Below are 25,928 nucleotides of genomic sequence, written 5' to 3' on the forward strand. Positions count from 1 at the left end.
CCCGGCTCAGCCCATCTCGAGCGCGAGGAGGTCGTCCTCGGTCTCCGGGCGGACGATGAACCGTGCCTTCCCGGCGCCCACCGCCAGGACACCCGGCCGCGGCAGCAGGTTGTAGTTCGAGGCCATCGAGCGCCCGTAGGCGCCCGTGGCGGGTACGGCGAGCAGGTCACCGGCCGTGACGTCGTCGGGGAGGAGGACGTCACGCACGACGACGTCGCCGCTCTCGCAGTGCTTGCCGACGACGCGGGAGACGACGGCGGGCGCCTCGCTGCGGCGGCTCGCGACGGCGGCGGTGTAGGCGGCGTCGTAGAGGGCGGTGCGGATGTTGTCGCTCATCCCGCCGTCGACGGAGACGTACCGGCGTTCGGTGCCGTCCTCCGTCGTCACCGGCTTGACCGTGCCGACACGGTAGAGGGTGAGGCCGGCCGGACCGACGACGGCGCGTCCCGGCTCGACCGACACGCGCGGCGGAGGGGTGGCGAGCTCGGCGGACACGCGGCGCACGACGTCGGCGAGCGCGGGGGCGATCTGCGCGGGCGTGGGCGGGAGGTCCGCGCCCGTGTAGGAGATGCCGTAGCCGCCGCCGAGGTCGACCTCGGGCATGAGCGTGCCGGTCTGCGCGGCGACCTCGGCGCGCAGGCGCAGCAGGGCGCCGGCGGCGACCTCGAAGCCGGACAGGTCGAGGATCTGGGAGCCGATGTGGGAGTGCAGCCCCAGGAGCACGAGCTCGGGGCGTGCGAGGACGGCGTCGACGGCGGCGCGCGCTGCACCGCTCGTGAGCGACAGGCCGAACTTCTGGTCCTCGTGGGCGGTGGCGATGAAGTCGTGGCCGCCGGCGTGCACGCCGGTGGTGACGCGCACCATGACGGGCGCGGGCAGGTCGAGCCGCCCGGCGAGGTCGGCAAGGTGCTCGATCTCGCCGAGCGAGTCGACGACGATGCGGCCCACCCCGGCCCGCAGCGCCCGCTCGAGCTCGGCGGTCGACTTGTTGTTGCCGTGCAGCGCGATCGCCTCACCCGGCACCCCGGCCCGAAGCGCCACGGCGAGCTCACCGCCCGTGGACACGTCCACGTGCATGCCCTCCTCGTGCACCCAGCGGTCGACGGCCACCGAGGCGAAGGCCTTGCTCGCGTAGTAGACGTCCGCGCCGGCGAGGTCGGCGAAGGCCTCGGCGAAGGCGGTGACGAAGGCGCGGGCCCGACCGCGCAGGTCCGCCTCGTCGAGGACGTAGACGGGGGTGCGGTGCTCGGCGGCGATGTCACGCACGTCCAGGCCGCCGACCTCGAGGCTGCCCTCGGCGGTGCGGCGGACCGAGCCCGACCACGGGGTGCGGGGGTCCGCGGCGGACGGCTCGGGCGCCGTCGTCGGGGCGCTCACATGCGTTCCGGGGCCGAGACGCCGAGGAGGCGCAGGCCGTTGGCGATGACCTGGCCGGTGGCGTCGTTGAGCCACAGGCGGGTGCGGTGGACGTCCTCGACCGGGTCCTCCCCGCGCGGGGAGACCCGGCTCTGGTCGTACCAGCGGTGGTAGGCCGCGGCGAGGTCCTCCAGGTAGCGGGCCACGCGGTGCGGCTCGCGCAGCCGGGCGGCGCGGGCCACCAGCTCGGGGAAGCCGGCGAGGTGCCCGAGCAGGACGCTGTCCGCCTCGCTGCCGATGAGCGTGGGGTCGAAGGCGTCCTCGCGACGCACGCCGTGCTGCTCCGCGTTGCGGCTGACGTTGCGGATGCGCGCGTGCGCGTACTGGACGTAGTAGACGGGGTTGTCCATGTTCTTCTCGCGCAGCTTCTCCCCGTCCAGGCTCAGCGGGGAGTCGGCGGGGAAGCGCGCGAGCGTGTAGCGGACCGGGTCGGTGCCGATCCACCCGATGAGGTCGCTCAGCTCGATGATGTTGCCGGCGCGCTTGCTCAGCCGCGCCCCGGCGACGGACACGAGCTGGCCGATGAGGACCTCGATGTTGACCTCGGGGTCGTCGCCCGCGCAGGCGGCGATCGCCTTGAGCCGGTTGACGTAGCCGTGGTGGTCGGCGCCCAGGAGGTAGATCTTCTCGGGGAAGCCACGGTCCTTCTTCGACAGGTAGTACGCGGCGTCCGCGGCGAAGTACGTGGGGGTGCCGTCGGCGCGGACGAGGACACGGTCCTTGTCGTCACCGAAGTCGGTGGTGCGCAGCCAGACGGCGCCGTCGGCGTCGAAGACGTGCCCCTGCTCGCGCAGGCGGGCGACGGCGGTCTCGACGGCGCCGCTGCCGTGCAGCTCGCGCTCGGAGAAGTAGACGTCGAAGTGGACCTCGAACTCGGCGAGGACCTGCTGGATCTCGCCCAGCTGGAGCCGGTAGCCGGTCTCCCGGGCGACGGCGACGGCCTCGTCCTCGGGCAGCTGGAGAAGGTCGGGGCGCTGGGCGAGGACCTTCTGGGCGAGCTGGGTGACGTACTCACCGCGGTACCCGCCCTCGGGCACCTCGGTGCCGGCGGCCCGGGCGAGGACCGAGGCACCGAACTTGTCCATCTGGGCACCGGCGTCGTTGATGTAGTACTCCGGCGTCACGTCGGCACCGGAGGCGCGGAGCAGCCGGACGAGGGCGTCACCGAGCGCCGCCCACCGGGTGTGGCCGATGTGGAGGGGGCCGGTCGGGTTGGCCGAGACGAACTCGAGGTTGACGACGTGGCCCGCGAGCGCCTCGTTGCGGCCGTAGGCCTCCGCCGTCTCGACGATCGAGCGGGCGAGCTCACCGGCGGCACCGGCCTCCAGGCGGATGTTGAGGAAGCCGGGGCCCGCCACGGAGGCCTCCGCGACACCCGCGGCGCCGCCGAGGCGCTCGGCGAGCATCTCGGCGAGAGCACGGGGGTTGGTGCCGGCCTTCTTCGCCAGCTGCATCGCGACGTTCGTCGCCCAGTCCCCGTGCTCCCGCTGTCGCGGCCGCTCGACCTTGACCTCGCCGATCTCCTCGGCGGAGAGGGCCAGGGTGCCGTCGGCGACGGCGTCGAGGAGGCAGGAGCGGATGAGCGCGGCGAGTTCGGTCGGAGTCACCGAACCAGGGTACAAGTGCCGCGATCCCCTCCCGCCCGCGGACTACAGCGGCAGGCTCGCGTAGAACTGGCTCACGTAGTCGGCGCTACCGGTGATCTCCAGGACGTGGCCGCGGTCGGTGGTCCAGATGTAGCGGCCGCGCTCGTCCTCGAGGAAGAAGGCCCAGAAGGTGCCAGTCTGGTTGGTGTAGGTGTCACCGGTGTCGACCTGCTCGCCGTCGACGGCCTCGACCATCTCGGCGGCGAAGGCGTCGGCGGCCCCGTTGTCGGGCCACAGGCTCGCCCGCATCTCGATGGTCTCGTCGCCGCTGACGTAGCTGCCGCGGTAGGCCTCGACCGCGCCGCCCACACTGTCGTCGGGAGTGAAGCCCTCCTCGGAGAGCTCGAAGGTGAGGTCTCCGACGGAGACGGTCTCGTCGAGGTCGGCGAGCAGCTCGGAGGATGGCTCCTCGGTGGGCTCATCCGTCGTCGCGCTCGGCTCCGCCGTGGGCTTGTCGGTCGGCTCCTGCGTGGTGGCCGGCTCCGTGGGCTCCTCGGTCTGCTCGGGCGTGGTCGTCGCCTCCGCCGTCGGGGTCGGCGACGCCGCCGGGTCCTCGTCGTCCCCGCCCAGGAGCAGCGCCGCGGCGATGCCGCCGGCCACGAGGAGGACGACGACGGCGATGACGGCGGGCAGCACCCAGCGCGGGCGCCCGCCGTCGGGCTCGGGCTCCGGGTCCGGCTCGGTGGTGCTCGCGTCGGAGTAGATGGTGCGGCCGGGGTCGGGGGCCTGGCCGTAGCCCGCGGCCGGGTAGGCGGCGGTCGCGTCCGCGGGCTGGGTGTGCGGCGCGTCGTAGGGCGAGCGCGCGAAGCCCTCGCCCTCGTCGGGGGTGCGGGGGGCGTCGTCGTCGGACGGTTCGGGCGTCGGGCCCGTGGGCGGCTGCTGGCTCATGTCGTCTCCTTCACGTCCGGCGCGGGTACGCCTGGGAAGTGCGGCGTCCACCCTAGGACCTCATCCTCCCCCTGTCGCCCCACGCCCGCCGGACGTGGCGGGCGCCACGTCCGGCCGATGTCAGGATGGCCCGCCGCCCCTGATAGCATCGCCGAGCGTCGTGCCCCTGTAGCTCAGTGGATAGAGCGTCTGCCTCCGGAGCAGAAGGTCGCTGGTTCGAGTCCAGTCGGGGGCACTCATGCTGCCCGGGGACGGGCGGCCCGGTCAGGCCGAGGGCCACCACATCGGCAGGCCGGACATGATCTCCCGCGAGCGTGTGGCGGAGTCGGTCGTGTCCTGCTCCGCCCACACCCCGACCGCCGCCGCACAGGCGGCGCCGACCATCTGCGCGGCCGTCCTCTCGTCGATGTCGATGACGCGCCCGCGCTCGGCGAGGCGGCGGTGCGCCTCCAGGGCCCGCTCGGCCATCGCGTCGGCGACGATGCGCTGGAACTGGTGGTCGCCGTCGCTGGCGAAGAGCCGCCGGTAGGAGGGACGGTTCCCGGCGACGTGGTCGAGCATCCCCGCGAGCGCGCCGCGGTACGTCTCGGTCACCTGGTCGATCTCGTCCGGCAGGCTGGCCACGTCGACCGAGGCGAGGTCGTTGATGAGCGAGGAGAACATGTAGGCCGCGAACTCCGCGACAGAGGAGAAGTGCTTGTAGAAGGTGGTCCGGTGGATCCCGGCCACCCGGCACAGCTCGGAGACGTTGATCTCGCTGATCGACTGGTCCTCGAGGAGGGTGGTCATGGCGCGCTCCAGGAGCGCCAGCGTGCGCCGCGTGCGCGGGTCGGTGTGCGACTCGTGGAGGGTCATCGCCACATTGTGCCCCACCCCGACCCCCGGCAGGGGCCTGTTCACATACGGGCCGAGGCGCGCGCGGAGCTGCCCTCCTGGGCGTCGTCGTCCCACTCGCCACGGGCGCGCAGGACCTTGCGCAGCACCGTGGGGCGGTCGGTGACGAGCCCGTCGACACCGAGGTCGAGGAGCCGGTGCATCGTGGGAGCGTCGTCGATGGTCCACACGTGGACCTCCAGGCCCAGGCGGTGTGCACGCTGGACGAAGGCGGGGGTGACGACCGGGACGCCGCGGTGGCGCACGGGCACCTGCACGCACACGGCACGGTCCGTCGTCGTGCCCGACGGCGTGGGGACGCCGCGCGCTGGGGCACCGAGCGTCGCGGCGACGACGAGCCGGGCGGTCTCCTGCCGGGCCAGGCTCGTGGCGACGCGCCCCTGGGTGGCCCGGCGCACGACCTGCACCCGGCGGTCGGAGAAGGAGGCGAGGCACACACGGTCACCCGCTCCCGCCTCGGCGATCGTGCGGAGCGCCGGGCCGACGACGCCGTCCTCCTTGAGGTCGATGTTGAGGCGCAGGGCCGGGAAGTCCCGTAGCGCCTCGTCGAGCCGGACGAGGGAGCCGCCGGCGCGGTCCCGCAGCCGCGACGCCTGCTCCCACGTGAGCGCGGAGAGGGGACCGTGACCGTCGGTGGTCCGGTCGAGCGTCGGGTCGTGGTGGAGGACGACGACGCCGTCCGCGGTGCAGCGGACGTCGGTCTCGAAGTAGCGGTAGCCGAGGGCCTCGACGTGCGCGAGAGCGGCGCGGGAGTTCTCGGGCACCTCCGCCCCTCCCCCACGGTGCGCGAGCGCGGCCGGGCCGTGCCGGTCGAGGTACGGGGTCCCTCCGGCGCGGCCGCCGCTCAGGAGGCCGTGCACTGGCTCGGGGCGACCAGGGTGAGACCGAGCGAGGCGAGGAAGGGCAGGGGGTCGACGGTCGTGCCGTAGGCCCGGGTGGGGAAGGGGTTGCGGGGCCGGGGTTCGGAGGCGCTCGGCTCGTCGCTGGGCTCCTCGGACGGCTCCTCGGTGGGCTCCTTCGAGGGGTCCTCCGTGGGCTCCGCGCTGGGCGTCCCGCTCGGCTCCGGGCTGGGGATCTCGCTCGGCTGTTCCGAGGGCTCCTCCGAGGGCTGCTCCGACGGCTTGTCCGTGGGCTCCTCGGACGGGTCGTCCGACGGCTCCTCGGACGGGTCCTCCGTGGGCTCCTCCGACGGGTCCTCCGTGGGCTCCTCCGACGGGTCCTCCGTGGGCTCCTCCGACGGGTCCTCCGAGGCGTCGTCCGTCGGGTCCTTCGAGGGGTCCTTTGAGTCGTCGTCCGTCGGGTCCTTCGAGGGGTCCTCCGAGGCGTCGTCCGTCGGGTCCTTCGAGGGATCCTCCGACGCGTCGTCGGACGGCACGCCGGGGCTCGGGACCGCGCTGAGGACCATGGCGGTGGACGTCCGGGTGACCGGGGTCTTCGTCAGTCCGAGGCCGGCGTCGGAGGTGTGGATCTCGAAGTGGAGGTGCGGGCCGGTGGAGTTGCCATTGCTCCCCACCTCCGCGATGACCTCACCGGCACGCACGTGCTGCCCGGGCTCGACGAAGACGCCGTCGGGGTACATGTGGACGTACCAGCTGTAGAAGGTCGTGTCCCGCACCGTGTGCTCGATGATGACGAGCTCGCTGGAGCGGCCCAGGCGCCCGGCGCCGGTGTAGACGACCGTGCCGTCGGTGACGGCGTGGATGGGCGTGCCGAGCGGGGCGGCGAAGTCCACGCCCGTGTGGAGCGAGTAGCTGCCGAAGATCGGGTGGGTGCGGTAGCCGTAGGGCGAGGTCACCCGGTAGGTACCCGGGGCCACCGGGTAGCTCGCGCACAGCGGGGAGTCGGTGAAGGGGTCGGTGTGCGCCTTGAGGGTGGCCACCGACTCGGCGACGAGCGTGACACCGCCGCCGAGGCCGCCGCCGAGGCCGAGGCCGAGGCCGAAAGCATCCACGGGCTCGGCCTCAAGGGTGAGGTTCGCCGTGACGAACGCACCGCCGGGCACCTTCGTGGGGCTCGGCACCGCCGTCCCGGCGGTCGTCAGTGCCGTGGTTCCGACGAGGAGGGCGGCGCAGCCGACCAGTCCCGCGCGCCGGAGCCGAGCCAGCCCGCCGAGACCGGTCGCAGGAGCGTCGGCGGTAGGCGCCGGCATCCCCCCTGCAGTCAGTGACATCCACGTCCCCTTGCGATCTCGGCCGCGCAGGCACGCAGCCGGCCCAGCGTAACCGAGGTCACAGGCCCGGGTCCATCCGCCCATCGGGCAGACCGGAAGGCAGCGTCGTCAGCAGTCGGCGGAGACCATGACGGCGTCGTGGTCGGCGAGGAACGCGCCGGGGTCCGTCGTCGTCCCGGACTCGTCGAGGTGGATCTCGAGGTGGAGGTGGGGGCCGGTGGAGTTGCCGTTGTTGCCGACCTCGCCGATGACCTCACCGCCGCGGACCTGCTGGCCCTCGGTGACGAAGACCCCGTCCTCGTACATGTGGACGTACCAGCTGAAGAAGGTCTGGCCGTCGATCTCGTGCTCGACGATGACGAGCATGCTCGAGCGCCCGTCCAGGCCCTCGCCCGCGTGCACGACGACGCCGTCGGCGACCGCGTGGATGGGCGTGCCGAGGGGGGCGGCGAAGTCGAGACCCTCGTGCTTGGACCACGTGCCCTGGATCGGGTGCACGCGGTTCCCGTACAGGGAGCTCTGCGTGTAGGTGCCGACGGCGAGGGGCATGGCCATGCGCTCGGCCCCGAGCGCGGCGCCGGCACCGTTGGCGCCGCTGCCGGTGAGGGCGCTGCAGACCGCGGCGTCGCGGTCGACGCTGCGCGAGCTCTGGACGAGCGCGCGGGCGGAGGCGCTGGAGTCGGCGAGGAGGGCTGCGGTGCTGCCGGCGGCGTCGGAGTCGAGCCGGGAGGCCGCGGCGTCGAGGGCGTCGAGGACGGTCTCACCGGCGGGGACGGTGGCGACGGCGGGCAGCTCCTCGGCGGCACCGTGGTCGGTGCCGACGAAGCCCGCGAGCGGGGCGACGATCGTCGCGGCGCCGAGCGCGCCGAGGACGGCCGCACGGGGCATCCAGCGGGGGGCGTGCCCGCGGACCGGGCGGCGCGCGGAGGCCTGCTCCGCGGCGCGCAGCTCGGCGCGGCTGCGGTACTGCGTGCGGGCGGGCGTGCTGCCCTGCGCGTCCGCGGGGGCGGTCGTGGCGTCCTGCGAGGCGGTCACCACGTGCCGGGCCTGGCCCACGCGGCCGACGGTGCCGTCGAGCGGGACGGTGGCGACGAGCGAGCCGGTGAGCGCGGACGCCGCGCGGGCGGCCGCCTCGCGGACGGCGAGCTGGCCGGCGCAGCGCTCCGCCTCCCGTAGCTGCCGTCGCGTCATCGGTGCCGTGGGGGGCATCGAGGCGCGCGCGGGCATAGGAACCTTTCGGTGGATGGAGGGGCGCCGGGCGGACCCGGCGTGTCACGAAACAGTAACGACACCCGTGGCGCCGAGTCCACAAACGCGTCGCGCCCTGTGCACGAGTGGTTCAGGAGGCGGCGCTGTGGCGCTGCATCGAGTCAGACACCTCACCGACGAGCTCCTCGAGGATGTCCTCGAGGAAGACGACACCGACCGTCGGGCCACCGGGCAGCCCGACCCCGGCGAGGTGTGTCCCCGTGCGCTGCATGACCGCCAGGACCTCCTCGATCTCGTCTGTTGGCGCCACTCCGGGCAGCGCGCGCACCCGCCAGCGCGGGACTGGCTGGGCGCGGAGGGAGCCCTCGGCGTAGAGGACGTCCTTGATGTGGAGGTACCCGTGGACCGCACCCTGGAGGTTGCGCACCGGGAAGCGCGAGAAACCCGTCCGCGCGACCGCCACCTCGAAGGCCTCGGGAGTCGTTCCCTCCTCAAGGGTGACGAGGTTCTCATCGGCGACCATGACCTCGGCGGCGTTCTTCTCGGAGAACTCCAGCGCCCCGGACAGCAGCCCGAGCTCGTCCTGGAGCACGCCCTCCCGCTGCGAGCGCTCGATGATCGCGGCCACCTCCTCGGCGGTGAAGGCCGAGGTGACCTCGTTCTTCGGCTCGACACCGAAGAGCCGCAGGACGAGGTTGGCGAGCTCGTTGAGCGCACGGATGAGCGAGGACAGGACGCGGGAGAGGAGGACGAGCGGCGGCCCGAACCACATCGCCGCCTTCTCCGGGCTGGTGACAGCGAGGTTCTTCGGCACCATCTCCCCGACGACGACGTGGAGGTAGATGACGAGCGCGAGCGCCACGGCGAAGCCGACGACGTGCGCGGACGCCGCGGGCAGCCCGAGGTCCACGAGGGGGCCCTCGACGAGGCGGGCGATGGCCGGCTCGGCCACCGCACCGATCCCCGTGGAGCAGACGGTGATGCCGAGCTGGGCGCAGGCCATCATGAGCGTCGCGTGCTCCATGGCCCACAGCACCGTGCGGGCGCGGCGGGAGGTCTCCGCGAGCGGCTCGACCCTGCTGCGCCGCGCGGACATGATCGCGAACTCGGCGCCGACAAAGAAGGCGTTGGCCACGAGGAGGACGAGGCCGACGAGCAGAGCGGTTCCCGAGCTCATGCGTCCAGCTCCGTCGCGCGTGCGCGCAGGCGCTCGATGCGCCGGCCGTCCATGATCTCCACGCGCAGGACGACGCCGGGCAGCTCGACCTCGTCACCGACCTCGGCGATGCGCCCGAGCCGGGCCATGACGAGGCCGCCGAGCGTCTCGTAGGGCCCGTCGTCGGGGACGACGAGACGGGCGAGGTGCGCGAGCTCGTCGGGGCGCATGACGCCGGGGACGACCCAGCTGCCGTCGGCCGTCTCGTGGGCACCGGCGCGGCGGCGGTCGTGCTCGTCGGACACCTCGCCGACGATCTCCTCGACGACGTCCTCGAGCGTGACGATGCCGGACGTGCCGCCGTACTCGTCGACCACCACCGCCATCTGCATGCCGTCGTCGCGCAGGGAGACGAGCAGCGCGGCGAGGCCGAGGGTCTCGGGGACACGCGGTGCCGGGATCATCAGGCTGCCGGCCGTCACCGGGACGTCGCCGCGGCGGTCGTGGGGCACGGCGATGGCGCGGCGCAGGTTGACCAGGCCGACGACGTCGTCGTCGTCGTCACCGAGGACGGGGAAGCGGGAGTGGCCGGTGCGGCGGGCGGTGGAGACGACGTCGGCCGCCGTCGCCGTGCGCGGCAGCGCCGTCATCCGCACGCGGTCGGTCATGACGTCGACGGCCGTGAGCGCCCCGATCCCGATGGAGCGTGTGAGGAGCGTGGCCGTGCCGATGTCGAGCGTCCCCTGCTCCGCCGAGCGGCGCACGAGCGCGGTGAGCTCGCTGGCGGAGCGGCCACCGGCGAGCTCCTCGACCGGCTCGACGCCGAAGCGGCGCAGGATCGCGTTCGCGTTGCCGTTGAGGAGGGAGATGACCGGGCGCAGCACGCGGGTGAAGCCCCGCTGCAGCGGGGCGACGACACCCGCCGTCGCGAAGGGGTCGGCGAGGGCGAGGTTCTTGGGGACGAGCTCCCCGAAGAGCATGGAGAAGCCGTTGACGAGCACGAGCGAGACGACGACGGCGGTCGCGCCGGCGGCCGCGGTGGCCAGGCCGGTGGAGCCGAGCGGGCCGCTCAGCAGCGTGACGAGGGCCGACTGCGCGGTGTAGCCGAGCAGGACGGTGGTGAGCGTGATGCCCACCTGCGCGCCCGAGAGCTCGGTCGACAGGTGCTGCAGGGCCCGCTGCACGCCGAGGGCACGCTTGTCGCCGGCGGCCACGCGCCGGTCGACGGTGGCCGGGTCCATCGCGACGAGGGAGAACTCGGCCGCGACGAAGACGGCCGTGCCGGCGGTGAGCGCCACGCCCAGCAGGACGAGCAGCCACTCGGTCAGCACCCGCACGCCCCTGGCTGGAGGGTGGGGAGGCCGCCGGGACTCGGGGGCTCGGCGTCCGCGTCGCCCTCCGGATGTCGGGGTTCGGCGTCCGCCTCGGGACTCGGGGGCTCCGCGTCCGGTCCCGCGGCGGTGCCGGGGACCTCGAGCGGGCTGGTCTGTTGCTGCGCCATAGTGCGGACACGATACCGGCAGCCGGTGCGCGCGAGGGTTCTGGGGGACACCGGTGTGCCAGAGTGCACCCATGGCCCACACCGGTCCCCCCACCACCGATGCCACCCGGGTGCTCGTCGTCGAGGACGAGCCGGACATCGCGGCGCAGATCGCGCACCGGCTGGCCGCCGAGGGCTGGCGCGTCGAGATCGCCGGGGACGGCCCCGGCGGGGTGGCCGCGGCACGGACCTTCCTGCCCGACGTCGTCGTCCTCGACGTCATGCTGCCCGGGCTCGACGGCCTCGAGGTGTGCCGCCGGATCCAGGCCGAGCGCGAGGTGCCGGTCCTCATGCTCACCGCGCGCGACGACGAGACCGACATCCTCGTGGGCCTCGGCGTCGGGGCCGACGACTACATGACCAAGCCCTTCTCCATGCGCGAGCTGCTCGCCCGCCTCAAGGCGCTGCTCCGCCGCGCCGAGCGTGCCCGCCGCACGGCCGTGGAGGACAGCGGTGAGCCCGGCGAGGCCCCGCTCGTCCTCGGTGACCTCGAGATCGACCGCAACCAGCGCCGGGTGCGCCGCGGCGGCTCCGAGGCTCACCTCACCCCCACGGAGTTCGACCTCCTCGTGTGCCTTGCCGCGAGCCCCCGCACGGTGTTCTCCCGCGAGAAGCTGCTCGCGGAGGTGTGGGACTGGGCCGACGCGTCCGGCACCCGCACGGTCGACTCCCACGTCAAGGCGCTGCGCCGCAAGCTCGGCGCCGACCTCGTGCGCACCGTCCACGGCGTCGGCTACGCGCTGGAACCGACCGAGGACGCCACGGAGGCACGGTGAGCGGCCCGGGCGCGCGGCACGCCCGCGGGGGCCTGCGGATGTCGCGCCCACTCGACCGCTTCGGCTCCCTCAAGATCAAGCTCGGCGTGCTCGTGGCGGTCACCGTCACCGCGGCCGCCTTCCTCACCTGGCTGGGGCTGCGCCACGAGCTGGGCCCCACCCGGACCTTCCCGCTCGCCATCGTCTCGGCCCTCGTCGTCACCCAGGTGCTGGCCCACGGCATGACGTCCCCGCTGCGGGAGATGACGGCCGCGGCGCGCGCGATGGCGCGCGGTGACTACTCGCGCCGGGTGACCGCGACGAGCAGCGACGAGGTCGGCGAGCTCGCGCGCGCCTTCAACCAGATGGCCGAGGACCTCGCGTCCGTCGACACCGCCCACCGGGAGATCGTCGCCAACGTCTCCCACGAGCTGCGCACCCCGGTGGCCGCGTTGCAGGCCCAGCTGGAGAACCTCGCCGACGGTGTCGTGCCCGCCTCCCCCGAGGCGCTGGAGGGGGCGCTGCGCCAGACCCAGCGGCTGGGCCGGCTCGTGGGCTACCTCCTCGACCTGTCGCGGGTGGAGGCGGGCGTCGTGGGGCTGGAGCTCGAGGACGTCGCCGTGCGGACGCTCGTGGACGAGGCCGTCGCAGAGGCGGCCGCCGCCGCCAGTGCCGCGGGCCGGGACGTGCGGTGGGAGGTGACCGTGGAGCCGGCCGAGCTGCGGCTGCGGGTGGACCCCGTCCGGATCTCCCAGGTGCTGGCCAACCTGCTCGACAACGCCGTCCGGCACACGCCGTCGGGCACGCTCGTGTCGGTGCGGGCGTCCTCGGCGGCGTTGCGCGGGGACGTCGTCATCGACGTCGTCGACTCCGGTGCCGGTATCCCGCCCGCCGACCGGGAACGGGTCTTCGAGCGCTTCCAACGCGGCAACAGCCCCGCGCTCACCGGGCGGGCGAGCACGGGCGGTACGGGGCTGGGGCTGGCGATCTCCCGGTGGGCGGTGGCGATCCACGGCGGCACCATCGAGGTCGCCGACTCCCAGGCCGGCGAGGGCGCCACCGTCCGGCTGCGCCTGCCCACCCGCGGCCCCCGGCTGCCACGGTCCGCGGGGACGATGCAGGGCCCCGCCTGACACGGCCTTGACCGCCGGTTGGGACTGACGTCCGAGCTCCGCGAGCTGGACGCCTGATATGGCCCGATCGGCCCTTCCGGCTCCGTCCGACGCGTCCGTATCGCCTACTCTTGAAGGGCACTTTCTCCTCCATCCACACACGTCTCGGAAGAGGGCGATCCCCGAAGTGTCCACTCAGGAGCACCCTGACCCCACGGCCGCTGCCTTCGGCACGAACGAATGGCTCATCGAGGAGCTGTTCGAGCAGTACAAGAAGGACCCCGAGCTCGTCGACCCGGCGTGGTGGGACTTCTTCAAGGACTACCAGCCCGGCAACGGCGCCGTCGAAGGCCGGGCCGCTCAGCAGCCCTCGACCCAGCCGTCCGCACCGCAGCAGCCCCCCTCCGCCGGCACGAGCGACCGCGAGGATGCGCCCGCCGCCGACCCGAGCCCCGCACCGGAGGCCCGCTCGACGAGCAGCGCCGCCGAGGCCCGGCCCTCGTCCGTGCCCGGCTCGGACACGACGGCCGGCAACCCGGCGCCCGCGCCGCAGGCCCGCAAGGTCGCCGAGACCGTGGCGCAGGAGCCAGCACCCGAGGCGTCCGCCCAGCCCGCCGTCGCCGGCTACACCTCCACCCCCGCCTCCCGTCAGCGCGTCGAGGCCCCCGCCGACGGCACGGTCAAGTTGCGCGGCCCCGCCGCGCGCGTCGTGAAGAACATGGAGGCCAGCCTCGAGGTGCCCACCGCGACGAGCGTGCGCGCCGTCCCGGCCAAGCTCCTCGTCGACAACCGGATCGTCATCAACAACCACCTCGCCCGCGGGCGGGGCGGCAAGATCTCCTTCACGCACCTCATCGGCTACGCCGTCGTCGAGGCGCTGGGCAAGCTGCCGGAGATGAACGCCTCCTACGCGGAGATCGACGGCAAGCCGGCGATGAACCAGCCGTCGAACGTCAACTTCGGCCTCGCCATCGACCTGCCCAAGCCCGACGGCACGCGTCAGCTCCTCGTCCCGTCGGTCAAGGCCGCCGAGACGATGGACTTCGGCCAGTTCCGGATCGCCTACGAGGAGCTCGTCCGCAAGGCGCGGAACAACAAGCTCACCGTCGACGACTTCGCCGGCACGACGATCACGCTCACCAACCCCGGCACGATCGGCACCGTCCACTCGATGCCGCGGCTCATGGTCGGGCAGGGCACGATCGTCGGCGTCGGGGCGCTGGACTACCCGGCCGAGTACAAGGGCGCCTCCGAGGAGACCCTCGCCCGCGCCGGCGTCTCGAAGATCCTCACGCTCACCTCCACCTACGACCACCGCATCATCCAGGGTGCGGCGTCCGGGGAGTTCCTCCGCATCCTCGAGGAGAAGCTGCTCGGCCAGGACGGGTTCTACGACCGCGTCTTCGCCTCGCTGCGCGTTCCCTACGAGCCGGTCCGCTGGCAGCGCGACGTCCACGTCGACCCGGAGACCGAGATGGGCAAGCCTGCCCGGATCGCCGAGGTCATCCACTCCTACCGCTCGCGCGGCCACCTCATGGCCGACACCGACCCGCTGACCTACCGTCAGCGCCGTCACCCCGACCTCGACATCACCAACCACGGGCTGTCGCTGTGGGACCTGGACCGCACCTTCCCCACGGGCGGCTTCGCCGGCACCAGCCGGCTGCCCTTCCGCGACATCCTCGGCATGCTGCGCGACACCTACTGCCGCACCATCGGCATCGAGTACATGCACCTGCAGGACCCGGTCGAGCGGCGCTGGATGCAGGCGCGGCTCGAGACGCCGTACCAGAAGCCCTCCCCCGAGGAGCAGCTGCAGATCCTGCGCAAGCTCGGGCAGGCCGAGGCCTTCGAGACCTTCCTCCAGACGAAGTACGTCGGGCAGAAGCGCTTCAGCCTCGAGGGCGGGGAGTCGCTCATCCCGATGCTCGACACCATCCTCACCGGCGCCGCGCGCGACGGCCTGGACGAGGTTGCCATCGGCATGGCCCACCGCGGCCGCCTCAACGTCCTCGCGAACATCGCGGGCAAGTCCTACGCCCAGGTCTTCTCGGAGTTCGAGGGCAACCAGGACCCGCGGACCATCCAGGGCTCCGGGGACGTCAAGTACCACCTCGGCACGGTCGGTGAGTTCACCGCGCACACCGGGGAGCAGACGCGCGTGTACCTCGCGGCCAACCCCTCCCACCTCGAGGCCGTCAACGGCGTCCTCGAGGGCGTCACGCGTGCCAAGCAGGACCGCATCGACCTCGGCCAGCAGGGCTTCTCCGTGCTGCCGATCCTCATCCACGGCGACGCGGCCTTCGCCGGCCAGGGCGTGGTGACCGAGACCCTCCAGCTCTCCCAGCTGCGCGGCTACCGCACCGGCGGCACCGTGCACGTCCTGGTGAACAACCAGATCGGCTTCACCACCGGTCCGGCGAGCTCCCGCTCCACCCACTACCCCACCGACGTCGCCAAGGGTCTGCAGATCCCGATCTTCCACGTCAACGGGGACGACCCCGAGGCCGTGGCCCGGGTCGCGGAGCTGGCCTACGCCTACCGGCAGGAGTTCCACAAGGACGTCATCATCGACCTCGTGTGCTACCGCCGCCGCGGGCACAACGAGGGCGACGACCCCTCGATGACCCAGCCGGTCATGTACTCCCTCATCGAGAACAAGCGCAGCACCCGCAAGCTCTTCACCGAGGCGCTCGTCGGCCGCGGGGACATCACCCCGGAGCAGGCGGAGCAGGCGCTGTACGAGTACCAGTCCGAGCTCGAGAAGGCCTTCACCGAGACTCGCGAGGTGGGCTGGCGCCCGCCCGTCCGCGAGGACGAGCAGGTCGCCGGGCTCGAGCTGCCCGAGTCGCAGCAGGTGGACGCCGGCACGATGGTCGGCTGGCAGACCGCCGTGCCCGAGCCCGTGCTCGGCCGTATCGGCACGGCGCACGTGCGCCCGCCGGAGGGCTTCTCGGTCCACCCCAAGCTCGCCAAGCTCCTCGAGCGGCGCGAGGTCATGTCCCGCGAGGGCGAGATCGACTGGGGGTTCGGGGAGATCCTCGCCTTCGGCTCCCTCCTCATGGAGGGCACGCCGGTGCGCCTGGCCGGGCAGGACTCCCGCCGCGGCACCTTCGTCCAGCGCCACGCGGTCTTCCACGACGCCGAGACGGGCGCCGAGTGGACCCCGCTCATGTACCTCACCGGGGACCAGGCGAAGTTCTGGGTGTACGACTCCTCGCTGTCGGAGTACGCCGCGATGGCCTTCGAGTACGGCTACTCGGTGGAGCGGCCCGACGCGCTCGTCCTGTGGGAGGCCCAGTTCGGTGACTTCGTCAACGGCGCGCAGATCGTCGTCGACGAGTTCATCTCCTCCTCCGAGCAGAAGTGGGGCCAGCGGTCCTCGCTCGTCCTGCTCCTGCCCCACGGCTACGAGGGCCAGGGCCCGGACCACTCCTCCGGCCGCATCGAGCGCTTCCTCCAGCTGTGCGCGGAGGAGAACATGATCGTGGCCCAGCCCAGCACGCCGGCGAACCACTTCCACATGCTGCGCCGCCAGGCCTACAACCGGCCGCGGGTGCCCCTCATCGCCTTCACCCCGAAGCAGCTGCTGCGCCTGCGCGCGGCGGCCTCCCCGCTGGAGGACTTCACCAGCGGGACGTTCCGGACGGTGATCGGCGACCAGGGCGGTGCCCGGGGCGACGTCAGCCGCGTGCTCCTGTGCTCCGGTCGGGTCTACTACGACCTCGCCGCGCACCGGGAGAAGACGGGCGCGACGTCCACGGCGATCATCCGGCTCGAGCAGCTCTACCCGCTGGACCAGGACGCCGTGCGCGCCGAGCTCGAGCGTTACCCGGGCGCCGAGGTCGTGTGGGTGCAGGACGAGCCGGCCAACCAGGGCGCGTGGACCTTCCTGTCCGACCACCTCTCCGGCGAGGCCCTCGGCGGGCGCGAGCTGCGCCTCGTCTCCCGTCCGGCGGCCGCCTCGCCGGCCACGGGCGCGGGCCGCGTCCACAAGGATCAGCAGGCCACGCTCCTGGAGTCGGCCTTCGGCTGACCGGAGCGGCGCGACGCGGGCCGGCCCCCTCGGGGCCGGCCCGCGGTAGGTTCAGGGCACTGACGAGAAGGGAGCCAGGGTGAGCGAGAGGGACGTGCGGATCTGCGTCGTCGGCGACGAGCTGTCGGCGGGGATGGGAGACGCCCGCGGGCTCGGCTGGGTGGGGCGCGTCGTCGCCCGCACCGGCAGCGAGGACCCGCTCTTCGTCACCTCCCTGGCGGTGCCGGACGAGACGTCCACCGCCCTGTCGGGACGCTGGGAGAGCGAGTGCCAGCGTCGTTTCGCCCCCGGCAGCGACAACCGGCTCGTCGTCGCCCTCGGCTCCGCCGACCTCACCGCGGGCCTGTCGCTGGCGCGCAGCCGCCTCAACCTCGCCAACATCCTCGACAGCGCCCGCTCGCAGCAGGTCGAGATCTTCGTCGTCGGCCCCCCGCCCCGTCCCGGGGTGGACGCAGACGCGCTCGGCGCCCTCTCGGACGCCTACGCGGACGTCTCCACCCGCCGTCAGGTCCGCTACGTCGAGACCTTTGCGCCGCTGCGCACCCACGACCAGTGGCTGGCCGACGTCGCCGCGGGCGACGGCGTGCACCCGGGCCAGGCGGGCTACGGCCTCCTCGCGTGGCTCGTGCTCCACAACGGCTGGCACGACTGGCTGGGCCTCCCCCACCCCGCCTGACCACCCCTCCTTGCGCCGAGAGCCGGATTCCTCCGCGGAGGAATCCGGCTCTCGGCACATGTGGGTTCTAGTTGCTGCGGATCCAGCCCGGGAGGTTCATCGGGTTGATCGTCGAGCCGTCCTTCCACACCTCGAAGTGGACGTGGCAGCCGGTGACGTTGCCGGTCATGCCGGTGTAGCCGACGACGTCGCCCTTGTCGACCCACTGCCCGGCGCGCACGTTGAAGCGGCTGAGATGGTTCGTCACCGTGACGTAGCCGCTGCCGTTCATCGTCCCGTGGTCGATGATGACCTGGTTGCCGTGGGAGGCGTTGCCCGGCGCGGGGATGGTCGCCTTCACCGTGCCGCTCGCGGCCGCGACCTGCGGGTTGCCGCACGCGGAGCGCACGTCCACGCCGGCGTGGAACCACTCGTAGCCGGCGAGCGGGTGCATGCGCATGCCGTAGGGCGAGGTGACGTACATCGGGTTGGGTACCGGCGGGATCATCGAGCCGGAGCTGCTGCCACCCCCGCCGTTGGAGGAGCCGCCGCCACCGCCCGAGGACGAGCCGCCACCGCTCGAGCCACCGCCGGAGCCACCGCTGGACCCGCTGCTGCTCTGTGCGGCGGCCGCGCGGCGCTCCCGCTCCCGGCGTTCCTGCTCGCGCCGCTCGGCCTCCCGCTCGGCGACGGTGCCCGCACGGTCCGCCTCGATGCCGGCGATGATGCCCGCGAGGCGGTCGTCGTCGGCCTCCTTCCGGGCGAGGTCCTCGTTGAGCCGGCCCTGCAGCGCCTCGAGCTCGGCGGCCAGGGCGGTCTGCTGCTCCTGGATCTCGACGATCTCCTGGCGGTGCGCGTCGGCAGTGGCCCGTGCCTCGTCGGCGGCGGCCACGGCCTCCTCGGCCTGCGCGTGGAGCTCGTCGATGCGGTCGCGCACCGCCTGCTGGCGCAGCTCGCGGTTACGGTTGACGGCGGTGATGGTCTCGAGGTCGGTGATGACCTTCGTCTGGGTGCGCACCGCGGTGTCCACGATCGCCGTCTGGCGGATGAACTCCTCGCTCGACTCCGCGTTGAGGACGACCGACAGCCCGCTCAGGGAGGCCCCGCCGCGGTAGGTGCTGCGGGCGAGCTCACCGATGGACGAGCGGGTCGACTCGATCTGCGCGTCCCCCTCGGCGAGCTGCTCGCCCAGGTCCCCGAGCTCGCTCTCCGCGAGGGTGAGGCGGTCGGCCACCGCCTGCTCCTCGCGCTCGGCCGCCGCGAGGGCGTCCTGCGCCTCGGCCAGTGCGGCCTCGGCCAGCGGGAGGCGCGCGTTGGCGTCCTCGAGGGCGAGGTAAGCGGTGGCGAGGTCTGCGTTGGTGCCCTCGAGCCGGGACTCCAGCGCCTCCCGGTCGCGGGCGAGCTCCTCACGCTCCTCCTGCTGCTGGCGCAGCTGGCGGTCGTACTCGCGGATCTCGTCGTCGTAGTCGGCGACGGCGGAGCTGCCACCGGCGAGAAGCACGACGGCGAGCGTCGCGGACAGCAGCGCGCGGAGGCGGCGGGGACTACGGGAGCTCGTCATGTCAGACCCTCGTGTAACGGCTCAGTGACACCAGCGAGCTGATGCCGGCGAGCAGGATGGCGGCAGCGACCAGGAGCGGCGCGATGAGCAGGACGTCGCCGGTGTCGACGAACTGCACCCACTGGAACTCCGTGGCCAACCACCCCTCGACGAGGTAGCGCGCGGCGAGCCAGAGCCCGCCGACGGCGAGTGCCGCACCGGCGAGCGCGGCGAGCGCGCCCTCGAGCATGAAGGGCAGCTGGATGAACAGGTTGGAGGCGCCCACGAGCCGCATGATCGACGTCTCGCGCCGTCGGCTCATCGCCGACAGCCGGATCGTCGTCGTGATGAGGAGGACCGCGGTGACGATCATGACGCCGGCGAGGGCGACGGCGAGGAGCGTGGCGCGGTCCAGGATGAGGAAGAGCGGCTCGAGGAGCGCGCGCTGGTCCACGACGTCCTCGACACCGGGCCGGCCGGTGAGCTCGTCGGCGACCACCTGGTACTGCTCGGGGTCGACGAGCTTGATCCGGAAGGAGACCTGCATCTGCTCGGGGGTGAGGGACTGGGTCCACACCGTGTCCGGCATCTGCTCCTGGAAGGCCGCGTAGGCCTCCTCCTTGGTCTCGAAGAAGACCTCGTCGACGTAGGGGGCGAGCGCCTCGGAGGCGAGGAGCTCCTCGATGTCGGCGAGCTGGTCGTCACTCACCTCACCCGTGGCGCAGGTGGGCACCGCGGAGTCCTGCGGGCACATGAAGACGGAGACCTCGACGCGGTCGTACCAGTCGTCCTTCATGTTGCCGATCTGCATCTGCAGCAGCGCGGCGGCGCCGACGAAGACGAGGGAGATGAAGGTGACGAGGACGACGGAGATCGTCATCGACACGTTGCGCCGCAGCCCAGAGGCGAGCTGGGAGAGGACGAAGCGAAGTCTCATGGCCCCTACCTCGCCGCACCGTAGACGCCGCGCGACTGGTCGCGCACCGTCCGGCCGTCCTCGAGCTCGATGACGCGCTTGCGCATCTGGTCGACGATCTCGTCGTCGTGCGTGGCCATGACCACCGTCGTGCCGATCCGGTTGATCCGGTCGAGCAGCCGCATGATCCCGATCGACGTCGTCGGGTCGAGGTTGCCGGTGGGCTCGTCTGCCAGCAGGATCGCCGGCCGGTTGACGAATGCGCGGGCGATGGCCACGCGCTGCTGCTCACCGCCGGACAGCTCGTGCGGCATGCGCTTCTCCTTGCCCTCCAGGCCGACGGTCTCCAGGACCTCCGGGACCGTGGTGAGCACGTGGTGGCGGGGCTTGCCGATGACCTGCAGGGCGATGGCGACGTTGTCGAACACCGTCTTGTTCGGCAGCAGCCGGAAGTCCTGGAAGACCATGCCGATCTGGCGGCGCAGCTGGGGCACACGCCACTGGGAGACCGTGGACAGGTCCCGGCCCAGGGCAAAGACCTGACCCGACGTGGCGCGCTCCTCGCGCAGGACGAGGCGCAGGAGGGTCGACTTCCCGGAGCCGGACTGGCCGACGAGGAAGACGAACTCGCCGCGCTCGATCTCCAGGGTCACCTGGTCCAGCGCGGGTCGCGCGCCCCTGGCGTACACCTTGGAGACGTTCTCGAATCGAATCATGCTCTGCGGCCAGTCTCGGAAGTGGGGGAAGGCGGAACTCTGGCCTCTGTCGAGAGTAGGCACGCCGGTGCCCACGCCGGCCCACGACACGCCGCCGGCTCGAGGGGGCAGGGAGTCAACCGAAGGGATGACGCCGGGCGGTGGGACCGGCGCCCGCGGCTCCTTAGCGTGGGCGGTACCCAGGAGAAAGGTTGTTCGCATGCTCAAGTTGCTCGTTCGTCTGTCCGCGGCATGGACCGGGATCGGTCTCGCCAGCGGGCTCTTCTACCGGGAGATGACCAAGCACTACGGGCTGGCCGGCACCCGGCAGATCGCCGGCACCCAGCTCGCCGTCGTCCACACCCATACGCTGGTGCTGGGGACGGTGATGCTCCTCGTGCTCCTCGCGCTCGCGGCGCAGCTGCCCTCGCTCCAGACCGACTCACGGTTCCGCTGGGCCGTGTGGCTGTGGCAGGTCGGCCTGGGACTGACGAGCATCGGCATGCTCGTCAAGGGCACGATGCAGGTGAGCGACACCCCTGGTTTCGACTCCCCCGCCCTCGCCGGTGTCTCGGGCCTGGGCCACACGGTGCTGACCGCTGCACTCGTCCTGCTCTTCCTCGCGCTGGACCGCGCCGTGCGAGCGCGAGGCGACCACGCCTTGCCGCGGACGGCCGATGCGGGCACCGTCGTGGGTGATGGCGCCGCGTCCTGAGCGGCCGCACATCGTGACCAGGGGAGCGAGATGAAGGGCACGTCACCGACAGGCAGGTCCGCTGCGGAGGACGAGCCGGACGACACCGCGTCCCCCGACCGGTGGCGGGCCCTGGTGGTGCTGGCCGTCGCCCTGTCGATGGTCGTCATCGACGGCACGATCGTCGCGGTGTCCATACCCGACATCGTCGCCGATCTCGGCCTGGACCTCAGCACCGCGCAGTGGGTGACCGCGTCCTACGCCGTCGTCCTGGCCGCGCTGCTGCTGACCGCCGGCCGGCTGGGCGACCGTCTCGGCCGGCGCCGCCTCCTGGTCGCCGGGGTGCTGCTCTTCCTCGTGGGTTCCCTCGTCGCAGCAACCGCCGGCGACGCCGGCGCGCTGATCGGGGGGCGCCTCGTCCAGGGCGTCGGGGCGGCGGCAGTGCTGCCCGCCACCCTGTCCACCGTGAACGCGACCTTCCGCGGTCGCGACCGGGCAGCGGCGTTCGGGGTGTGGGGCGCGGTGATCTCCGGCGCCGCGGCCATCGGTCCGCTGCTCGGGGGCTGGCTGACGACGTCGTTCACCTGGCCCTGGATCTTCCTCGTCAACCTGCCGGTGGGCGTCCTCGTCATCGTCGGCGCCTATCTGTGGGTCCCGGAGACGCGGACCCGCATCGACGTCCCCGGACTGGACGTGGTGGGGCTGGTCCTGTCCGCGCTCGGCTTCGGTGCGCTCGTCTTCGGCCTCATCGAGGGCGAGTCGCTGGGGTGGTGGCGCCCGCAGGCCGATGCACAGCTGCTCGGTCTGACTTGGCCACGAAGTGCCCCCGTCTCGCCCGTGCCGGTGCTCGTCGTCGGAGCGCTGGCCCTGCTGGCGGGCCTCATCCTGTGGGAGCAGCACCGCGCCCGGGTGCGCCGTTCCGCGCTGCTGGACCTCTCGCTGTTCGCCATCCCCACCTTTCGCTGGGGCAACACCGCCGCGATGGCGGTCGCGGTGGGCGAGTTCGGCATCATCTTCGTCCTCCCGCTGTTCCTCGTGAACGCGCTGGGACTGTCGACGATGGGCGCGGGACTCGTGCTCGCCGCGATGGCGCTGGGCGCCTTCGTCTCCGGGGCCTCAGCGCGCCACCTCGCCGCCCGCGTCGGCGCCCCGCAGGTCGTGGTCATCGGCCTGGTGCTGGAGCTGGTCGGCGTCGCCGGCGTGGCTCTCCTCACGTCGGCGACGGTGTCGCCGTGGCTGGTGGCCGCGGCGCTCGTCGTCTACGGGGTCGGCCTCGGGCTCGCCTCCGCCCAGCTGACCGGCACGACGCTCGGCGAGGTCCCGCCCGAGGAGTCTGGGCAGGGCTCGGCCACCCAGTCGACCGTCCGTCAGGTGGGCTCCGCGCTGGGCACCGCCGTCGTCGGGGCCGCCCTCGCCGTCATGCTCAGCACCACCGTGCCCAGCGCGCTGGAGGACGTCGGGCTCCCCGCGGCGCAGTCGACCCAGCTGGCGGAGGCCACCAGCGCGTCCGCCGGGAACCTCATCTCGGGTCTGCGGGCCCAGGGCACCAGCAGCGACCTCGGCGCCCAGGGCCCCGAGGTCGTCGACGCGCTGGCCACCGGCTTCGCGGACGCCACCCGCGGCGCGCTCGGGGTCGCCGGAGCCTTCCTCCTGCTCGGGCTGGTCGCCGCCACGCGCGTCGCTGCGGCCGCCCGAGGTCCGCAGGACACCAGGAGGAGGGCGACGTCGTGACGGCGCTGCGCGCTGCGAGCGGGACCGAGGACGACCGGTGACGCCCGTCCCACCCGTCCGGGTCCTCGTCGTCGACGACCACCCCGTCGTCCGCGCGGGGCTGCGCGCGCTGCTGGACGCCCAGCCCGGGCTCCACGTCGTGGGTGAGGCAGCCGACGGGGCGGGCGCGCTCGTGATGGTCGCGAGCGCCCGCCCCGACGTCGTGCTGTGCGACCTCCGCCTCGGCACAGGGCTCGACGGCGTCGCGGTCGCCAAGGCGGTCGGCGCGCTGGGGCCCGGGGCACCGGCCGTCCTCATCCTCACGACCTTCGACCACGACGCTGACATCGTGCGGGCCGTGGAGGCCGGCGCGGCCGGCTACCTGCTCAAGGACGCCGCACCGGAGGAGATCGTCACGGCGATCCACCGGGCCCGGGCGGGGGAGTCGGTCCTCAGCCCTGAGCTGACCGAGCGGGTCGTCGCCACCATGCGCAGCCGCCAGGCCGGCCTGAGCGCACGCGAGCTGGAGGTGCTCACGCTCGTCGCGCGGGGGCGCTCGAACAAGGAGACCGCGCGCGAGCTCTTCATCAGCGAGGCGACGGTCAAGACCCATCTCAACCATGCCTTCGCCAAGCTCGGCGTGGACAACCGGACTGCCGCGGTGGCCGCCGCCCGGTCGGCCGGCCTCATCGACTGAGGGTCAACCGAAGGGTCGAGGTGGCGGGGTCGAGACCGGCCACGGCGCGCTCGTAGGTTCGAGACGTGCTCCTCACCTCCCTCCCTCGCCACCTGACCAGCCGCCGCGGCGCCTGGATCACCCTGATCTGCTCACTGCTGCTGGCGGTCGCCGTCATCGGTGGGCTCCGCGGCGCCGAGGTCGTCAACGACCACGGCGCCGCCCCTCCGGCCTCGGAGTCGGCTCGCGCAGGTGAGCTGCTCGCCGAGCTTCCCGGCGCCGACGTGCAGCACCTCGTGCTGGTGACCACCCGCGCCGACGGCACCGCCCTCACGGAAGAGGACCTCGGCATGCTCGGACGGCTCGGTGGCCAGCTGCCGACGACCGGTGACGTCGCCGGACCGATCCCCAGCAGCGACGGCCTGGCCGCCCTGCTCCAGGTCCCGGTCTCGGTCGACGGCGAGGACAGCGGCGCCCTGCGCGAGCTCGTCGACGAGGTGCGCACGACCGTGGCGGCAGAGCTGCCGGACACGCTCACCGTGGAGACGACCGGCGGTCCGGCCTTCGGCGCGGACCTCGCCGCCTCCTTCGACGGCGCGAACGTGCGGCTGCTCCTCATCACGGTCGGCATCGTCGCGCTGCTGCTCCTGCTCACCTACCGCTCCCCGGTGCTGTGGCTCGTGCCCGTCGCCGTCGTCGGCCTCGCCGACCAGGTCGCGGCGGTCCTCACGGCGCGCCTGGGAGCGGCTCTCGACCTCAACTTCGACGCCGGCATCATCAGCGTGCTCGTCTTCGGGGCGGGCGCGAACTACGCGCTGCTCCTCATCTCCCGCTACCGCGAGGAGCTGCGCAGGCACGAGGACCACCGGCAGGCACTGGCTGTCGCCTGGCGCGGGACCGTCCCCGCGATCCTGGCCAGCAACATCTCCGTCGTCCTGGCCCTGGCGACTCTCGTCCTCGCCACGATCCCGGGGACCAGGGGCATCGGTGTCGCCGCCGCCGTGGGGCTGCTGGTGGCGCTCGCCGCCGCCCTGCTCGCCCTGCCCGCAGCGCTGGCCGTGGTCGGCCGGGGCGCCTTCTGGCCCTTCGTCCCGCGGCCGGCTGCCGGCGACGACGCAGGTACCTCCGTCACGGCCGATGCCCGCCCGTCGCTGCGCCGCGACCCCTGGGGCGCCGTGGCGACGGCGGTGGCGCGTCGTCCCTGGCAGGTGCTCGGCGCCGGCGCGGTGCTCCTCGCCGTCATGGCCACCGGTCTGATCGGTACCGAGGTCGGCCTGAGCCAGACCGAACGCTTCCGGGTCGCGGCGGAGTCCGCCGACGGCCTGGAGACCATCGCCGAGCACTTCCCCGCCGGCTCCGCCCAGCCGCTGCTCGTCGTCGCGAGGACGCAGCACGCCGACGCGGTCGAGCAGGCCGCGGCTGCCGTCTCCGGGGTCCGGTCCGTCGGCGTCGGTGCTTCCGCGCCCTCCACCGCCGGGGACATCACCACCCTGTCCGTCATCAGCGACGCCGCCCCCGGCTCGGAGCACGAGCGTGATGTCGTGCAGGACCTGCGTGCGGCGGTCCACGGAGTGCCGGGCGCCGAGGCACTGGTCGGTGGCGCCCCGGCGACCGACGTGGACGTCCGGGCCGGCGCCGAGTCCGACCTGTGGCTCATCGCCCCGCTCGTCCTCGCCGTCGTCGCGCTCACCCTCGCCCTGCTGCTGCGGTCCCTCGTCGCACCGGTGGTGCTCCTGGGGATCAACATCGCCAGCACTCTCGCCACCATCGGTGCCGGCGCCTGGCTGGGCCGCCAGCTCTTCGGCTTCCCTGCCCTGGACACACCGGTCCCGGTGCTCGCGTTCCTCTTCCTCGTCGCCCTGGGCATCGACTACACGATCTTCCTCGTCCACCGGGTGCGCCACGAGGCCGCGCAGGTCGGGACGCGCGCCGCCGTCGTGCACGGTGTGAGGACCACGGGCGTCGTCATCACCAGTGCGGGGATCGTCCTCGCCGGGGTCTTCGCCGCACTCGGCATCCTGCCACTGGTGACGCTGGGCCAGCTCGGCCTCATCGTCAGCCTGGGCGTGGTCGTCGACACCCTCGTGGTGCGCACGTTGCTCGTGCCCGCCCTCATCACCGTCCTGGGCGAGCGCTTCTGGTGGCCCAGCCGCCCGTCCCACGCCGTCGGCTCTGACGACGTCGACGTGGCGGCCACGGAGCACGCCCTGTCACGATGAC

At 73.0% G+C, this 25,928-nt stretch carries 20 protein-coding genes and 1 tRNA gene; 9 read left to right on the plus strand and 12 right to left on the minus strand.

What is annotated here, in order from left to right:
- Positions 1 to 6: 6 nt before the first annotated feature.
- From lysA to M3148_RS06445, 3 genes are read right to left on the minus strand one after another with little or no spacing between them, the layout of a single operon-like run.
- Positions 7 to 1,377, minus strand: a complete 1,371-nt coding sequence (gene lysA / locus M3148_RS06435) for a diaminopimelate decarboxylase (RefSeq protein ID WP_251303865.1) — start codon at positions 1,375 to 1,377, stop codon at positions 7 to 9.
- The gene (gene argS / locus M3148_RS06440) at positions 1,374 to 3,023 is read right to left on the minus strand and encodes an arginine--tRNA ligase (protein ID WP_251303866.1); all 1,650 of its coding nucleotides are present in this window, start codon (positions 3,021 to 3,023) and stop codon (positions 1,374 to 1,376) included. Before argS ends, lysA begins: the two co-directional genes overlap by 4 nt.
- Positions 3,024 to 3,065: 42 nt before the next feature.
- On the minus strand, positions 3,066 to 3,950 hold the full coding sequence (locus tag M3148_RS06445; RefSeq protein ID WP_251303867.1) for a hypothetical protein: 885 nt from the start codon (positions 3,948 to 3,950) through the stop codon (positions 3,066 to 3,068).
- Positions 3,951 to 4,112: 162 nt separating this feature from the next.
- On the opposite strand from M3148_RS06445, the gene M3148_RS06450 reads away from it, so the two are divergent.
- Positions 4,113 to 4,185 (plus strand) — tRNA-Arg (locus M3148_RS06450).
- A 29-nt stretch (positions 4,186 to 4,214) separates the two neighbouring features.
- Here the strand turns inward: M3148_RS06450 and M3148_RS06455 are convergent.
- From M3148_RS06455 to M3148_RS06485, 6 genes are all read right to left on the minus strand, one after another.
- Positions 4,215 to 4,805: a TetR/AcrR family transcriptional regulator gene (locus M3148_RS06455; RefSeq protein WP_251303868.1), complete on the minus strand. Its 591-nt coding sequence runs from the start codon at positions 4,803 to 4,805 to the stop codon at positions 4,215 to 4,217.
- 41 nt (positions 4,806 to 4,846) lie between these two features.
- Entirely contained in the window at positions 4,847 to 5,704 is an 858-nt protein-coding gene (locus M3148_RS06460) for a glycerophosphodiester phosphodiesterase (protein WP_440136904.1), read from the minus strand.
- The gene (locus M3148_RS17785) at positions 5,689 to 7,014 is read right to left on the minus strand and encodes a M23 family metallopeptidase (RefSeq protein ID WP_285883512.1); all 1,326 of its coding nucleotides are present in this window, start codon (positions 7,012 to 7,014) and stop codon (positions 5,689 to 5,691) included. The genes M3148_RS06460 and M3148_RS17785 overlap by 16 nt, the downstream gene beginning before the upstream one ends.
- Positions 7,015 to 7,122: 108 nt before the next feature.
- Positions 7,123 to 8,241 (minus strand): M23 family metallopeptidase, encoded by a 1,119-nt coding sequence (locus M3148_RS06475; RefSeq protein WP_251303870.1) that lies wholly within the window; start codon positions 8,239 to 8,241, stop codon positions 7,123 to 7,125.
- A gap of 112 nt (positions 8,242 to 8,353) precedes the next feature.
- Complete coding sequence (locus tag M3148_RS06480) at positions 8,354 to 9,400, minus strand: hemolysin family protein (protein ID WP_251303871.1); 1,047 nt, start codon at positions 9,398 to 9,400, stop codon at positions 8,354 to 8,356.
- Complete coding sequence (locus M3148_RS06485) at positions 9,397 to 10,710, minus strand: hemolysin family protein (RefSeq protein WP_251303872.1); 1,314 nt, start codon at positions 10,708 to 10,710, stop codon at positions 9,397 to 9,399. Before M3148_RS06485 ends, M3148_RS06480 begins: the two co-directional genes overlap by 4 nt.
- A 241-nt stretch (positions 10,711 to 10,951) precedes the next feature.
- Here M3148_RS06485 and M3148_RS06490 point away from each other — a divergent pair, with 241 nt between their 5' ends.
- From M3148_RS06490 to M3148_RS06505, 4 genes are all read left to right on the plus strand, one after another.
- Positions 10,952 to 11,695, plus strand: a complete 744-nt coding sequence (locus M3148_RS06490) for a response regulator transcription factor (RefSeq protein ID WP_251303873.1) — start codon at positions 10,952 to 10,954, stop codon at positions 11,693 to 11,695.
- Positions 11,692 to 12,807, plus strand: a complete 1,116-nt coding sequence (locus tag M3148_RS06495; protein WP_251303874.1) for a sensor histidine kinase — start codon at positions 11,692 to 11,694, stop codon at positions 12,805 to 12,807. The genes M3148_RS06490 and M3148_RS06495 overlap by 4 nt, the downstream gene beginning before the upstream one ends.
- A gap of 166 nt (positions 12,808 to 12,973) precedes the next feature.
- Positions 12,974 to 16,822, plus strand: coding sequence for a multifunctional oxoglutarate decarboxylase/oxoglutarate dehydrogenase thiamine pyrophosphate-binding subunit/dihydrolipoyllysine-residue succinyltransferase subunit (locus M3148_RS06500; RefSeq protein ID WP_251303875.1), 3,849 nt, complete (start codon positions 12,974 to 12,976; stop codon positions 16,820 to 16,822).
- A gap of 79 nt (positions 16,823 to 16,901) precedes the next feature.
- A complete protein-coding gene (locus M3148_RS06505) occupies positions 16,902 to 17,498 on the plus strand; it encodes a GDSL-type esterase/lipase family protein (RefSeq protein ID WP_251303876.1) in 597 nt (198 codons plus the stop codon).
- 67 nt (positions 17,499 to 17,565) lie between these two features.
- Here the strand turns inward: M3148_RS06505 and M3148_RS06510 are convergent, their stop codons facing one another.
- From M3148_RS06510 to ftsE, 3 genes are read right to left on the minus strand one after another with little or no spacing between them, the layout of a single operon-like run.
- Positions 17,566 to 19,038 carry a M23 family metallopeptidase gene (locus tag M3148_RS06510; protein WP_251303877.1) on the minus strand — a complete coding sequence of 491 codons (1,473 nt, stop codon included), beginning with the start codon at positions 19,036 to 19,038 and terminating at the stop codon, positions 17,566 to 17,568.
- A gap of 1 nt (position 19,039) precedes the next feature.
- Positions 19,040 to 19,954: a permease-like cell division protein FtsX gene (ftsX, locus tag M3148_RS06515; protein WP_251303878.1), complete on the minus strand. Its 915-nt coding sequence runs from the start codon at positions 19,952 to 19,954 to the stop codon at positions 19,040 to 19,042.
- A 5-nt stretch (positions 19,955 to 19,959) separates the two neighbouring features.
- On the minus strand, positions 19,960 to 20,649 hold the full coding sequence (gene ftsE, locus M3148_RS06520) for a cell division ATP-binding protein FtsE (RefSeq protein ID WP_251303879.1): 690 nt from the start codon (positions 20,647 to 20,649) through the stop codon (positions 19,960 to 19,962).
- Positions 20,650 to 20,848: 199 nt separating this feature from the next.
- On the opposite strand from ftsE, the gene M3148_RS06525 reads away from it, so the two are divergent.
- The 4 genes from M3148_RS06525 (at position 20,849) to M3148_RS06540 (ending at position 25,927) form a co-directional block, all read left to right on the plus strand.
- A complete protein-coding gene (locus M3148_RS06525) occupies positions 20,849 to 21,343 on the plus strand; it encodes a DUF2871 family protein (protein ID WP_251303880.1) in 495 nt (164 codons plus the stop codon).
- 30 nt (positions 21,344 to 21,373) lie between these two features.
- Positions 21,374 to 23,053, plus strand: coding sequence for a DHA2 family efflux MFS transporter permease subunit (locus M3148_RS06530; protein ID WP_251303881.1), 1,680 nt, complete (start codon positions 21,374 to 21,376; stop codon positions 23,051 to 23,053).
- Between the two features lie 37 nt (positions 23,054 to 23,090).
- Positions 23,091 to 23,729, plus strand: coding sequence for a response regulator (locus tag M3148_RS06535; RefSeq protein WP_251303882.1), 639 nt, complete (start codon positions 23,091 to 23,093; stop codon positions 23,727 to 23,729).
- 65 nt (positions 23,730 to 23,794) lie between these two features.
- Entirely contained in the window at positions 23,795 to 25,927 is a 2,133-nt protein-coding gene (locus tag M3148_RS06540) for an MMPL family transporter (protein WP_251303883.1), read from the plus strand.
- The last annotated feature ends 1 nt before the right edge of the window (position 25,928 follow it).

Origin of the sequence: Georgenia satyanarayanai (assembly GCF_023715365.1) — a bacterium.
Lineage (GTDB): Bacteria > Actinomycetota > Actinomycetes > Actinomycetales > Actinomycetaceae > Oceanitalea > Oceanitalea satyanarayanai_B.